This is a genomic window from Leclercia sp. G3L, assembly GCF_021117075.1.
GTDB classification, from domain to species: Bacteria; Pseudomonadota; Gammaproteobacteria; order Enterobacterales; family Enterobacteriaceae; genus Enterobacter; species Enterobacter adecarboxylatus_C.
In genome coordinates, this window is sequence record NZ_CP088265.1 from 3,318,007 (window position 1) to 3,330,631 (window position 12,625).

13 protein-coding genes are annotated in these 12,625 nt (G+C 55.1%); 5 read left to right on the forward strand and 8 right to left on the reverse strand.

The window, feature by feature from the left end; translation table 11 throughout:
* Window positions 1-8 precede the first annotated feature (8 nt).
* The 4 genes from LRS40_RS17360 (at window position 9) to yciH (ending at window position 2,738) form a co-directional block, all read left to right on the forward strand.
* Window positions 9-317 (forward strand): LapA family protein, encoded by a 309-nt coding sequence (locus LRS40_RS17360; RefSeq protein ID WP_106993147.1) that lies wholly within the window; start codon window positions 9-11, stop codon window positions 315-317.
* Between the two features lie 6 nt (window positions 318-323).
* Complete coding sequence (gene lapB, locus LRS40_RS17365) at window positions 324-1,493, forward strand: lipopolysaccharide assembly protein LapB (protein ID WP_142489801.1); 1,170 nt, start codon at window positions 324-326, stop codon at window positions 1,491-1,493.
* A gap of 181 nt (window positions 1,494-1,674) precedes the next feature.
* The gene (pyrF, locus tag LRS40_RS17370) at window positions 1,675-2,412 is read left to right on the forward strand and encodes an orotidine-5'-phosphate decarboxylase (protein WP_156263954.1); all 738 of its coding nucleotides are present in this window, start codon (window positions 1,675-1,677) and stop codon (window positions 2,410-2,412) included.
* Window positions 2,412-2,738 carry a stress response translation initiation inhibitor YciH gene (gene yciH, locus LRS40_RS17375; protein WP_142489799.1) on the forward strand — a complete coding sequence of 109 codons (327 nt, stop codon included), beginning with the start codon at window positions 2,412-2,414 and terminating at the stop codon, window positions 2,736-2,738. The genes pyrF and yciH overlap by 1 nt, the downstream gene beginning before the upstream one ends.
* 113 nt (window positions 2,739-2,851) lie before the next feature.
* Here the strand turns inward: yciH and osmB are convergent, their stop codons facing one another.
* From osmB to LRS40_RS17390, 3 genes are all read right to left on the reverse strand, one after another.
* A complete protein-coding gene (gene osmB, locus LRS40_RS17380) occupies window positions 2,852-3,067 on the reverse strand; it encodes an osmotically-inducible lipoprotein OsmB (RefSeq protein ID WP_106993143.1) in 216 nt (71 codons plus the stop codon).
* 260 nt (window positions 3,068-3,327) lie between these two features.
* Window positions 3,328-4,083: a DNA-binding transcriptional regulator YciT gene (locus LRS40_RS17385; RefSeq protein ID WP_231312183.1), complete on the reverse strand. Its 756-nt coding sequence runs from the start codon at window positions 4,081-4,083 to the stop codon at window positions 3,328-3,330.
* A gap of 68 nt (window positions 4,084-4,151) precedes the next feature.
* Complete coding sequence (locus LRS40_RS17390; protein ID WP_106993141.1) at window positions 4,152-4,334, reverse strand: hypothetical protein; 183 nt, start codon at window positions 4,332-4,334, stop codon at window positions 4,152-4,154.
* A 192-nt stretch (window positions 4,335-4,526) separates the two neighbouring features.
* On the opposite strand from LRS40_RS17390, the gene LRS40_RS17395 reads away from it, so the two are divergent.
* The gene (locus LRS40_RS17395; protein WP_156263951.1) at window positions 4,527-5,396 is read left to right on the forward strand and encodes a crotonase/enoyl-CoA hydratase family protein; all 870 of its coding nucleotides are present in this window, start codon (window positions 4,527-4,529) and stop codon (window positions 5,394-5,396) included.
* Here the strand turns inward: LRS40_RS17395 and pdeR are convergent.
* From pdeR to sapF, 5 genes are all read right to left on the reverse strand, one after another.
* Window positions 5,393-7,390: a cyclic di-GMP phosphodiesterase gene (pdeR, locus tag LRS40_RS17400; RefSeq protein WP_231312184.1), complete on the reverse strand. Its 1,998-nt coding sequence runs from the start codon at window positions 7,388-7,390 to the stop codon at window positions 5,393-5,395. The two genes, LRS40_RS17395 and pdeR, sit on opposite strands and share 4 nt — an antisense overlap.
* A 324-nt stretch (window positions 7,391-7,714) precedes the next feature.
* Window positions 7,715-9,649, reverse strand: coding sequence for an exoribonuclease II (locus LRS40_RS17405; RefSeq protein WP_231312185.1), 1,935 nt, complete (start codon window positions 9,647-9,649; stop codon window positions 7,715-7,717).
* An 88-nt stretch (window positions 9,650-9,737) separates the two neighbouring features.
* Window positions 9,738-10,745 carry a CMD domain-containing protein gene (locus LRS40_RS17410; RefSeq protein ID WP_156263949.1) on the reverse strand — a complete coding sequence of 336 codons (1,008 nt, stop codon included), beginning with the start codon at window positions 10,743-10,745 and terminating at the stop codon, window positions 9,738-9,740.
* A gap of 161 nt (window positions 10,746-10,906) precedes the next feature.
* A complete protein-coding gene (fabI, locus tag LRS40_RS17415) occupies window positions 10,907-11,695 on the reverse strand; it encodes an enoyl-ACP reductase FabI (protein WP_142489793.1) in 789 nt (262 codons plus the stop codon).
* A gap of 123 nt (window positions 11,696-11,818) precedes the next feature.
* Window positions 11,819-12,625 (reverse strand): putrescine export ABC transporter ATP-binding protein SapF, encoded by an 807-nt coding sequence (gene sapF, locus LRS40_RS17420; protein WP_142489792.1) that lies wholly within the window; start codon window positions 12,623-12,625, stop codon window positions 11,819-11,821.

Here is a 12,625-nt window from a genome sequence, read left to right on the forward strand (position 1 = left end):
GAAGTAATGTGAAATATTTACTCATTTTCTTACTGGTGTTGGCGATTTTTGTCATTTCCGTCACATTAGGTGCGCAAAACGATCAACAGGTAACGTTCAATTATCTGCTGGCGCAAGGCGAATATCGGATTTCCAGCCTGCTGGCGGTACTCTTTGCGGCAGGATTTGCGATCGGCTGGCTTATTTGCGGCCTGTTCTGGCTAAAAGTTCGGGTTTCACTTGCCCGCGCCGAACGTAAAATTAAACGTCTTGAATACCAAATTGCGCCCACGACCGACGTTCCGGTAAGTTCAGGTGTGCCGGTAGCGAAGGAATAATCGAAGATGCTGGAGTTGTTGTTTCTGCTTTTGCCTGTAGCCGCAGCCTATGGCTGGTATATGGGCCGCAGAAGTGCGCAACAAACAAAACAGGATGAAGCCAACCGTCTTTCACGCGACTATGTCGCCGGGGTTAACTTCCTTCTGAGCAATCAACAGGATAAAGCGGTAGACCTGTTCCTTGAGATGTTGAAAGAGGATACCGGCACCGTTGAGGCCCACCTTACTCTCGGCAATCTGTTCCGTTCCCGGGGCGAAGTTGATCGCGCCATCCGCATCCACCAGACCTTAATGGAAAGCGCCTCATTAACCTATGAGCAGCGTCTGCTGGCCGTACAGCAGTTGGGACGCGACTACATGGCGGCAGGGTTGTACGATCGCGCCGAAGAGATGTTCAATCAGCTGGTGGATGAAACCGATTTTCGCATCAGCGCTCTGCAACAACTCCTGCAAATTTACCAGGCCACCAGCGAATGGCAGAAAGCTATTGATGTTGCGGAACGTTTGGTGAAGCTGGGTAAAGACAAACAGCGCGTAGAAATCGCCCATTTCTATTGCGAACTCGCCCTGCAGCAGATGGGCAATGAAGACATGGACAAAGCCATGGCGCTTCTCCGGAAGGGCGCTGCCGCGGATCGCAGCAGCGCGCGCGTCTCTATCATGATGGGGCGCGTGTACATGGCGAAAGGCGATTACCAGAAAGCGGTAGAGAGCCTGCTGCGGGTCATCGACCAGGATAAAGAGCTGGTCAGCGAAACCCTGGAGATGCTGCAAACCTGCTATCAGCAACTGGGTATGGCCGAAGAGTGGGTGGCCTTCCTGCGCCGTTGCGTGGAAGAGAACACCGGGGCCTATGCCGAGCTGATGCTGGCGGATGTCGTCCAGGAGCACGAGGGCAGCGACACCGCACAGATTTACATTACCCGTCAGCTGCAGCGTCATCCCACCATGCGCGTGTTCCACAAACTGATGGATTACCACCTCAACGATGCGGAAGAGGGGCGCGCCAAAGAGAGCCTGATGGTGCTGCGCGACATGGTCGGCGAGCAGATCCGCAGCAAGCCGCGCTATCGCTGCCAGAAGTGCGGTTTTACTGCCTACACCCTGTACTGGCACTGTCCGTCGTGTCGCGCCTGGTCAACCATTAAGCCGATTCGCGGCCTCGATGGGCAGTAATTTTTAAAAAAATCCTTTTTTAGTTACAACATACTTTGACGCCTTTTCAGTCTGAACAGTGCGCGCTGCAGTCTGGCAGGAATGAAAATGGAACCTGTTCATTTTCGTGATGCACAGGTAGAATGCACGCCGTTTAACATTCCCGCGCCGATGCGGCGCCCATCGACGAGAAGGTCCGGTCATGACGTCTGTAGCTCCCTCTTCATCCCGCGCAGTTACTGAATCTCCTGTTGTTGTCGCTCTCGATTACAACAATCGCGATAACGCGCTTGCGTTCGTTGATCGTATTGACCCGCGCGACTGCCGCCTGAAAATCGGCAAAGAGATGTTTACGCTCTTTGGCCCGCAAATTGTGCGTGACATGCAGCAGCGCGGTTTTGATGTCTTTCTGGATCTGAAATTCCACGATATTCCTAACACCACCGCCCATGCGGTAGCGGCAGCTGCCGAGCTGGGCGTCTGGATGGTTAACGTGCACGCCTCAGGCGGTGCGCGGATGATGACCGCGGCTCGTGAAGCTCTCCAGCCCTTTGGCAAAGACGCGCCGTTACTGATTGCCGTTACCGTGTTGACCAGCATGGAGTCCAGCGACCTGCTGGATCTTGGCGTGACACTGTCACCAGCAGAGCATGCCGAGCGTCTGGCGCGCCTGACGCACAGCTGTGGGTTGGACGGGGTGGTTTGCTCAGCTCAGGAAGCCGTGCGCTTCAAAAGCGCTATTGGCCAGGACTTTAAGCTGGTAACGCCAGGTATTCGTCCTCAGGGCAGCGATGCCGGCGACCAGCGCCGCATTATGACCCCGGAGCAGGCGCTGGCGGCGGGCGTAGACTATATGGTTATTGGTCGTCCGGTAACCCAGTCTGCTGACCCGGCACAAACTCTGAAAGCCATCAACGCATCACTTCACAAGGGGGCGTAATGCGCGATAACAACAGTCGCCTGGTCTATTCGACCGATACCGGGCGCATAGATGAACCGAAAGCGGTAGCTGAGCGTCCGAAAGGCGACGGCATTGTACGAATTCAACGCCAGACCAGCGGGCGTAAAGGAAAGGGCGTATGCCTCGTGACCGGCATTGATGCTGACGATGCCACCCTGGCAGCTATTGCCGCTGAACTGAAGAAAAAATGCGGCTGCGGCGGGGCAGTTAAGGATGGCGTAATTGAGATCCAGGGCGACAAGCGGGATCTGATTAAATCCCTGCTGGAAGCAAAAGGGATGAAAGTGAAATTAGCGGGTGGTTGACGCTTGCCAGAAACAAATAAGCCACGGTCGAGACCGTGGCTTATTATTTTTATTTTGAGATAGCGCCAGAAACAAAAGGGCATTATCAAATGACTGCGGTGGAAATCGGTTAGTTATTTAACCTGATGACCGATGATACCACCCACTGCGGCACCACCCAGGGTCCCCAGCGTGCTTCCGTCAGTTAAGACGGAACCACCGATTGCGCCTGCACCCGCACCAATCGCGGTATTACGGTCTTGTCTGCTCATGCCGGAGCATGCGCTCAGGGACAATGCCAGCGTAACGGCTAGCATAGCAGCGGATAATTTTTTGCTGTTAATAGACATAACTCATTCTCCTGAAGTAGTGGTCCACGGAAATAGCTCTGCTTAATTAAGTGTAAAACTCTTAAGCGTGTTTTCCATGAAACTGTTCGCGCAGGCGTTACAAAATCACGCAGGTGATAGTCACTTCCTGTTATATCGCTAACATTAATTTTACGTCTTTATCACTGATCCAACAGGTAAATAGTCTTAAAGGCTGCGTCAGAATAATCTCAGAGCGAAAGGGCAGGTAAACGCCCGGCGAACCGGGCGTTGGAGGGGAGTCAGGCTGGCTTTTTCACGATATCGACGATGAGCCCGTCGTGCTGCAGCTTCTCGCTGTGGGCCGCTTTGAGGCCTTCGTCAGTAATAACCCGGCTGAAGCGGGAGACCGGGCCCATGGTGTAGGGATGCACCGCGCCAAATTTGGTGCTGTCGGTCAGCACAATAGCCTCACCGCCTTTCTCAAGCACCGCATTAACCACGTCTGAACGCATCATATCCCGCCCGGTAAAGCCGGTTTCAGGCTGCCAGCCATCGATGCCGATAAAGGCCTTGCTGAAATGAACCTGCTGAACATACTGACGTGTAAGAGGGCCAACCATGCTTTCGCTTTTTTTCTGATAGATTCCGCCCAACAAAATAACCTCGCTGCGCGTCTCTTTCAGAAGATGAGCAATGTAGCTGCTCACCGTCACGATGGTGACTTCCTCTTTCTGCTCGGCCAGGGTACGCGCCAGCAGGGCATTACAGCTGCCGTTCTCGATAAACACCGTTTCGCCGTTGTTGACCAGAGAAGCGGCAAACTCCGCCAGTTCACGTTTCAGGGCATAGTTGTTCATCATGCGCGTTTCGACATCTTCGCTGTCGAGCGGCACGGCATAGCCATGCGCGCGGCGCAGATAGCTCATTTTTTCCAGAAGATTGAGATCCTGGCGGATGGTGACTTCAGACACGCCGGTACTTTTAGCCAGATCAACGACGCTCACACGTCCTGTGTCGATCACCATCTGTAATATTATTTGTTGTCGGGAATTCATAGCATCCATATTAAAACGGCTGAGCCGTTAGTTGAAAACTGACATAACCACGGGAGCTGCTGCGACCCTTAAACTTCCCACGGCGATTTAGGCTGTGCGGCGTCGCCGTTTTTCTGCGCGCCCGCCTGGGTCAGTAATTCTGATTTTAATATCTCGAGATTACGCAGAGCAGAGTTCACATCACCTGCAACCAGAATATCCAGCACAGTATCAATACGTTGGGCAACTTTCAGTGCATCGATATCAGACATAATCTCATCCCTAAATGAAAAGTGAATAAATTCAATGATGCAGAAATTAACGGCAAAAGAGAAGGGAAAAAGTGTGCTAACGAAAGTACATTAATAGTAGTGATATTTTCATACATCTTTATACAGAGGACTTTGGTAGTGGATTAGTCTAATTCTGCGCGCAAGGCGCTTTTTTCTATGAGGAATTAGACTATGACAATTATCAATCAGGCTACCTGTAAACTGTTCACTGATTCTGTACGATTCACCCAACTCGCAGCTTACTACGAAGAGGAAAGACGCACCGTGTGGATGATGCTGCGAGCTCAGCCACGCCCATGCTTCAATCATGCCCTGATTGAGGAGATCATGAACCTGTCCTGGCTGGTAAGGCAGTCCGGGTTTGAGGTCGATTTTTGGGTGACCGGATCGCTGGTGCCAGAGATGTACAACACCGGCGGCGATCTACGTTTCTTTGTTGAGTGCATCGAGAATGGACGTCGCGAAGCGCTTCGGGCGTATGCCCGCGCGTGCGTGGACTGTGTCCATGCTGCGTCGCGTGGCTTCGATACCGGGGCAATCACCCTGTCGATGGTGGAGGGCAGTGCGCTTGGCGGCGGATTTGAGGCCGCGCTGGCGCACCACTTCCTGCTGGCACAGCGGGATGCGCGTTTAGGCTTCCCGGAGATCGCCTTCAATCTCTTTCCCGGCATGGGCGGCTACTCGCTGGTGGCACGCCGTTCAGGCATGAAACTGGCAGAAGAGCTGATCTACAAAGGGGAGTCACACACTGCAGAGTGGTATCAGCAGCAGGGGCTGGTGGACGTGCTGTTCGAACCCGGTCAGGGCTACGTTGCGACACGGACCTTCATCGACACGTTACAGCCTAAAATGAACGGCGTCAGAGCCATGCTCCGCGCCCGTCAGCGGGTGTTGCAGCTGCCGCGCAGCGAGCTTATGGATATCACGGAAGACTGGGTGGATGCTGCATTTTGTCTGCAGCAGAAGGACGTGGCCTATATGCAGCGGCTGGTTCAGCTCCAGGATCGCCACACCGCATCAGGCCTGCGTAAAGCCAGCTAACGCGCGTTGCGTGACTGATATCGTTTAAACCATCGCTCGAATGCGACAGCGGGCATGGGCTTAGCAAAGAGAAAACCCTGTCGTTCGTTGACGCCATTCTTTGTCAGAAAGGCGTCTTCTTTTGCGCTCTCCACCCCTTCGGCAATCACCTGCAAATTCAGCGCCTGGGCGACGGCAACAATCGCCCGCACCAGTGACTGCGAGACCGACTGCTTATGGATATCCCGGACAAAGGCCTGATCGAGCTTAATAGCATCGATGGGGAAGCGGGCCAGCTGCGACAGCGACGAATAACCGGTGCCGAAGTCATCGAGATGGATCTGCGCCCCCAGCTGGCTGAACTGCTGGATAACCGACAGCGCCAGCTCTTCGTTTTCAATCAGGCAACTTTCCGTCAGCTCCACATCTATCGGGCAATATTCAAAATTGAGATCCTTCAGCGCCTGTTTCAGATCGCTGAATATGGTCTGATCCGCCAGCTGGCGGGCCGAGACGTTGACCGCTACGCGCAAATTAATGCCTTTATCGCGCCATTTGGCGACCTGGCGGACCACATCGAGCATCACCCAACGGCCCAGCGGCACGATGAGCCCCGACTCTTCGGCATAGGAGATAAACTCCAGCGGCGGGATCAGGCCGCGCTCTGGCGACTGCCAGCGAACCAGCGCTTCGAGGGTTCTGACCTCGCCTCGCCAGGTGATCTTCGGCTGGTAGTGGATCACCAGTTGGTCATTATCCAGCGCCTTGCGCAGGTTAGTGTCCAGCCACAGATATTCAAAGACGCGCTGATTCATCTCCGGTGAGAAGACGCAAAACGTGCCGCGTCCGTTCTCTTTGGCGGTGTACATGGCGGTGTCGGCATTGCGGATCACGCTTTCACGATCGGTCCCATGCTGCGGGGCAAGGGAGATGCCCAGCGAGCAGCCGGTATAGACTTCAATCAAACCAATCCGGAAAGGCTGGCGCAGCCGGGTCAGGATCCGCGACGCCATCGCTTCCAGCGCACCCTGGGAAGTCCCGGTGGCCAGCACGATGAACTCATCGCCGCCCAGACGAGCCAGTACCTGGCCATCTTCCAGGCAGCTGAGGATCGCCAGCGCCACGGCCTGTAAAAGTTGGTCGCCAAACATATGCCCGTAGGCATCATTCACTTTTTTGAAATTATCGAGGTCAAGGTAGACCACGCCCACCTGGGTGTCGCCGCGCTTATCGATCGCTTCGCTGATCATATCGTGAATGGCATTGCGGTTTGGCAGGCCGGTAATGGTATCGGTATTGGCGAGTACCCGGAGCCGCTCCTGGGCACGACGCTCTTCAGTGATATCCGTACCGGAGCAGATAAGGAAAATTTCGTTTTTGCCGCTGCCGCTGTGCACAAATTTATTACGAAACAGGAACAGACGTTGCCCTTTGCGGGTTTTGATCCAGCGCTCAACTTCATAAGAGCTACCGTCACGGAAAAAACCGCTGATATTACGGCGGGAGGCAGCGGCTTCGCTGCGGCTCATAAACAGCTTAAAAACGTTCTGACCAATGACTTCGTGCTCTTTCATCCCGGTGTATTCTTCGCTCAGGCGGTTGAAGCGTTGAATATTGCCGTGCCGATCGAGAATGACGATGACCGAGTTGGCTTCAGAAACCACCTGTTCGGCAAAGGAGAGACCCTGCGCCAGATCGCGGGCGACAGCGGAGGTATCATGCCAGGCGGAGGCGGAGGCGGTGCCGGCCCACTCTTTTTTATTGATTTTGCGGCCTACCAGGTGCACTGGCACATCGGTACCGTACAGGGAGAGCGTCATGGTAATGCTGGAGGTGATCACCGTCATCTGGCGAATATGACTGGCCTGTTCATCGGTCAACGCGACAACCTGTGTAGTATCTGCGCTTTCACTGGCCGCAAGATGGAGCGCATTACTGTCCGCCGTCAGCCGCCACCAGGGACTGTGGGTGCCCATGTAACGAAACAGCAAATTTTGCTCCAGATCGTCAATCATGCTCTCTCCCAGGCGCACTTAATTGCACAGATTGTGCATTTCCAGTCGGTTTAATCGCAATAAAACGGCGGTAATACCGAACTAAACCTATTGTTTTTTCCCAGTATTCTTATATTAGAACGAGAATGGCGAAAAAGGATACAGTCGAATGAATATTCCTGTAGCGCATTAAGACGTGAACCCGCCCGCCGCTAATAATTGTGATCGCTTTTTGCAATTTGTGGGAGGGAAAGGTACGTAAAAATGATGAGTATGAGGTTTTAGAGGTAATAAAAAAGTCGGATCACCCGGCGTGGGTGGATCCGACTTTTCAGCAGGCGACAATCAGACGGCAGGGCGGGCAATAACGCTGCGTGTTTCCATGCGTACTTCAGCGATAGTGACGTCGATAACCTCAGTCACCTTATAGGCCACTTCACCTTTAATCTGAACGGTGCCGTTCTCCTGGCTGCAAACCAGTTCGTCACGCACGGCGTGCAGGAACGGGGCCGGAATAAAAGCCACGGCGCCGTTATCCACCAGACGAACACGCATGCCGCCGCGGCTGATATCGATGATTTCGGCCGCAAAACGGGCATCAGTCCCGGCTTTGTCTTTCAGGAAGCGGGCATACAGCCAGTCACCGACGTCGCGCTCCGCCATGCGGTTAAGACGACGACGCTCTGCCATCTGCACGGTGGTTTCGTCCTGCGGACGGGCGATGGTTTCCCCTTTAACGATCGCTTTCAGCAGGCGGTGGTTAACCATATCGCCATACTTACGGATCGGGGATGTCCAGGTCGCATAGGCTTCCAGACCCAGGCCAAAATGCGGGCCAGGTTCGGTGCTGATCTCAGCGAAAGACTGGAAACGACGGATGCGGCTATCGAGGAAGCCGGACGGCTGTGCATCCAGCTCACGACGCAGCTTGCAGAAGCCGTTCAGCGTCAGGACTTCCTGCGGGTCGACGTGTACGTCATGAGTCTTCAGCAGGGCGGCCAGCGCCTCGCTGTTCGCCGGGTCGAAGCCGGTGTGCACGTTATAAATACCGAAACCGAGTTTGTCGTGCAGTACGCGGGCCGCACAGATGTTGGCCGCAATCATCGACTCTTCAACAATGCGGTTAGCAATGCGACGCGGTTCGGCAACAATATTCAGCACTTCACCTTTTTCACCGAGAATGAAGCGGTAGTCAGGGCGATCCTTGAACACCAGCGCGTGGGTCTTACGCCACTCGCTGCGGCTCAGGCAGACGCGCTGTAACAGACGGATCTGTTCAGCAATGGCGTCATTTGCAGGCTGCCAGCTGCCGCTGTTTTCCAGCCAGTCAGACACTTCGTCATACACCAGCTTGGCTTTTGACTCGATGGTGGCTGCAAAGAATTCGATGTTCTCTTCGATGGTGCCATCGGTGGCGATGGTCATGCGGCAGGCGAGAACCGGACGGACTTCGTTAGCGCGCAGTGAGCACAAGTCGTCAGACAGTTCGCGCGGAAGCATCGGGATGTTGAAGCCCGGCAGATAGTTGGTGAAGGCGCGAATTTTAGCAGAGTCATCCAGCGGCGTGCCTTCAGCAATCCAGGCCGTAGGATCGGCAATGGCCACGGTTAACAGCAGCTTGCCGTCAGCCTGCTCTTCCACATACAGCGCATCGTCCATATCTTCGGTGCTGGCGCTGTCGATGGTCACAAAATTGAGGGCGGTGAGATCGCGACGCGTCAGACCTTCGTCCAGCATCTCCGTCGCTGCACCTTCTGGCGCTTCTTTTTCCAGATTATGGCGTGCCAGCGTGACCCACCATGGCACGAAATGGTCGTCGCCGAAGGTAATAAACTGGGTCAGCTCGGCATAAAAACCGCGGTCGCCCTTGAGAGGGTGACGGCGCATTTCAGCCACGGCCCAGTCACCTTCTTTAAAATCATGTGCGACCCCGCGCTCGGCGCGGCAAGGGATGGCGTCTTTCAGCAGGGGATGGTCCGGAATGATGGACAGACGGTCATCTTTACGCAGCACCTTACCCACAAAGCGGGTCAGGAACGGTTCGATCAACGCTTCAGGCTCGGCAGATTCACGATCCTTTTCGCTATGGATCACGGCAGTAATACGATCGCCGTGCATCACTTTCTTCATCTGCGGAGGCGGAATGAAGTAACTTTTCTGTGCATCGACTTCAAGGAAGCCAAAGCCTTTTTCCGTGGCTTTTACGACCCCTTCAGCACGTGGCGTCTGGGAATGCAGTTGCTGTTTAAGCTGCGCTAGCAGCGGGTTGTCCTGGAGCATAGTGATCTATTTTCGTAGCCATTGAGCGGCTGACAGTTTTACGCGAATCTCACTGTTACGGCAAGCGCTCTTTAGGTAATGAGTAGGGTTATTCGCCTTTGCCGATGGCGATTTTCAGACGGCTCAACCAACCGCAAAAAGCGCTCCAGGTCAGCAGGTTGATAGCCTGAGCCGGGGAAAGACCCTCGTCCGTCAGCGGGGTAAACTGCGCGGCGCTGAACCGATCCGGGGAGCGCGCCAGCTGTTCTACGGCGCGTTTTACCGCCTCATCTGGCGCATCGGCTGGTTGCGCATTATGGATGCCGCTGACCAGAATTTCCCCCGTGTAATCGAGGATCGCCGGCTCATGGCACAGCACCGGCGTAAGCTGCTGCAATAGCGGCTCGGCCTGCCAGCGTTCAAGGGATGCCAGCTGCTGCGCGCTGGCGTTCCGTTGCTCAACGCCTGGCACGACAGACTCCCAGGCGTCCATGTTCAGCTCATTATCATCAATCAGGGCATGCGGGGGGATGTGGTGTCCGGGTAGCCAGCGGACAGGGTGCCCGAGCAGGGCCTGAAACACTGCGACAACCCGCGCCTGAAAACCGACAAAGCCGATAATCTGGTTGATGGTCACGATGTCATACACCGTCAGGCCCACCTCATCGAGCTCCTGCTGCGCCTTGGCGTCGATCACGTCAGGCGAGCTGGCAAGCTGGCGGGCATACTGGGTGATCTGGGCGAGGCGGCGATTACTTTCACGAGAGGAGTCAGGACCGGAGAGCGGGGCGAGAAGCGCAGCGTAGTGATTACACAGACGCTGCACGCCGCACACCTGCGCCACGGTCAGCGCGGTGCTGAATCGGTCGTACGCGCTCAGCGTGCGCAGGCGATTTACCGGCACGGCGCGCGGGAAAAAGAGGTCACACAGCGCCCGGGCCGGGGTTAACCAGCGTTCGCAGGCCGCCAGCAGCGTTGTCGGTAAAGTGAGGTTCAGCAAAAAACGATCCGCGACCTGTGCGGCTTCGGGAACCAAAGGCAGGACTTCCGTCGGGCTGCTACTGGACTGGGTCTCGTGATACCAGTGGCCTTTGCCAGAAATACGGCGTTGTTCCATGTGCGTTCCTTGATCTCAAAATGGCGATCAATATCCTGGCGTAAGGCGGATAAGCGGAAAAATATTGTTAGGTGATAACAAATAGCGGAACGGAATAACGAGAGGGAAAACGGGATGGAACGGCAGGCAAACCTTCCCGCCGCAGCGGGAAGGTGACGAACTTATTTGATTTCCAGCTCGTTCATTGCAGCGATGTTGAAACCGCCGTCAACGTGAACCACTTCGCCGGAGATGCCAGCCGAGAGGTCAGAGCACAGGAACGCCGCGGAGTTACCCACGTCTTCGATGGTGACGGTGCGACGGATTGGGGTAACCGCTTCGCAATGCGCCAGCATTTTACGGAAGTCTTTGATGCCGGAAGCGGCCAGGGTACGGATTGGACCCGCAGAGATACCATTCACGCGCACGCCTTCAGGACCCATCGCGTTCGCCATATAGCGCACGTTTGCTTCCAGAGAGGCTTTTGCCAGGCCCATTACGTTGTAGTTCGGGATAGCGCGCTCAGCACCCAGGTAGGAGAGCGTCAGCAGGGCTGCGCCCGGGTTCAGCATGGTGCGGCAGGATTTTGCCATCGCCACAAAGCTGTAGGAGCTGATGTCGTGAGCAATTTTGAAGCCTTCACGGGTGACCGCGTTCACGTAGTCGCCATCCAGCTGGTCGCCCGGTGCAAAACCGATGGAGTGAACGAAACCGTCAAATTTCGGCCAGGTTTTTGCCAGCTCAGCGAACATGCCGTCGATGCTTTCATCTTGTGCAACGTCGCATTCCAGAATAATGCTGGAACCCAGCTGCGCGGCAAACTCTTCTACGCGGCCTTTCAGCTTGTCGTTCTGGTAGGTGAATGCCAGCTCAGCGCCTTCGCGATGCATCGCCTGTGCGATACCGTATGCGATGGACAGTTTGCTGGCAACGCCAGTCACCAGAATGCGCTTACCGGAAAGAAAACCCATAGCTCTAATCCTTATATTCATTGTTGTGGCGGCTGTCATCTGTTGGACAACCGTCGTTAAAACGCGGCGATAATAGCATGTGTCGCGTACAGTGTTAATCCGACCACTCCATACAGGGGCAGGTCAGCGATCTTTTCGCCAGGCATCGGCGGTTAAGGCTTCGCCAAAATGCCCGGCAATTAAACGTTTTGTCAGATCGTGAAGCGGCGAGGCCAGCACCGATGCGGTACTGCCGCGCTCCACCACCGAGCCTTCATGCATCACCAGCACCTGATCGCTGATGTGCTTCATCATCCCCAGATGCTGGGTCACGTAGATATACGAAATACCCTGTTTCTCCTGTAACTCCAGCATCAGGTTGATTAACTGTGAACGCATCGACATATCCAGCGAGGCCAGCGCTTCGTCAGCAATGATCACCTTTGGCCGCAGGATCAACGCGCGGGCAAGGCCGAGACGCTGTTTCTGCCCCGGTGCCAGCATGTGTGGATAGTAACTGACGTGATCCGGCAGCAGCCCGACCATTCGCAGGGTTTCAATAATCTGCTTACGCCGCGCTTCAAACTCAAGATCGGTATTCAGACGTAGCGGAAAATCGAGGATCTGCGAGATACGCTGGCGCGGGTTCAGCGACGTCGACGGATCCTGAAAAATCATGCGGATCCGCTGACTGCGGAACGAGTAATCACCAAATTTCAGCAAATGGTCGTCAATCAATACTTCACCATCGGAGGGTTCGATCATCCCGGCCAGCATTTTCGCCAGCGTCGATTTCCCTGAACCGTTCTCACCGATGATGGCCAGGGTCTGCTTTTCCCGCAGGGTAAAGCTCAGCGGTTTCACCGCTTCGACGGTCTGACGGCGGAACAAACCGGTACGGTAGCGAAAGGTCTTACTCAGGTTGCGCACTTCCAGCAAGGTTTCGACCAT

Excerpts from the sequence above, each read along its gene's own strand:
- lapB (WP_142489801.1), top strand. The coding sequence starts at position 324 with ATGCTGGAGTTGTTGTTTCTGCTTTTGCCTGTAGCCGCAGCCTATGGC.
- pyrF (WP_156263954.1), top strand. The coding sequence starts at position 1,675 with ATGACGTCTGTAGCTCCCTCTTCATCCCGCGCAGTTACTGAATCTCCT.
- yciH (WP_142489799.1), top strand. The coding sequence starts at position 2,412 with ATGCGCGATAACAACAGTCGCCTGGTCTATTCGACCGATACCGGGCGC.
- osmB (WP_106993143.1), bottom strand. The coding sequence starts at position 3,067 with ATGTCTATTAACAGCAAAAAATTATCCGCTGCTATGCTAGCCGTTACG.
- LRS40_RS17385 (WP_231312183.1), bottom strand. The coding sequence starts at position 4,083 with ATGAATTCCCGACAACAAATAATATTACAGATGGTGATCGACACAGGA.
- LRS40_RS17390 (WP_106993141.1), bottom strand. The coding sequence starts at position 4,334 with ATGTCTGATATCGATGCACTGAAAGTTGCCCAACGTATTGATACTGTG.
- LRS40_RS17395 (WP_156263951.1), top strand. The coding sequence starts at position 4,527 with ATGACAATTATCAATCAGGCTACCTGTAAACTGTTCACTGATTCTGTA.
- pdeR (WP_231312184.1), bottom strand. The coding sequence starts at position 7,390 with ATGATTGACGATCTGGAGCAAAATTTGCTGTTTCGTTACATGGGCACC.
- LRS40_RS17405 (WP_231312185.1), bottom strand. The coding sequence starts at position 9,649 with ATGCTCCAGGACAACCCGCTGCTAGCGCAGCTTAAACAGCAACTGCAT.
- LRS40_RS17410 (WP_156263949.1), bottom strand. The coding sequence starts at position 10,745 with ATGGAACAACGCCGTATTTCTGGCAAAGGCCACTGGTATCACGAGACC.
- fabI (WP_142489793.1), bottom strand. The coding sequence starts at position 11,695 with ATGGGTTTTCTTTCCGGTAAGCGCATTCTGGTGACTGGCGTTGCCAGC.
- sapF (WP_142489792.1), bottom strand. The coding sequence starts at position 12,625 with ATGGTCGAAACCTTGCTGGAAGTGCGCAACCTGAGTAAGACCTTTCGC.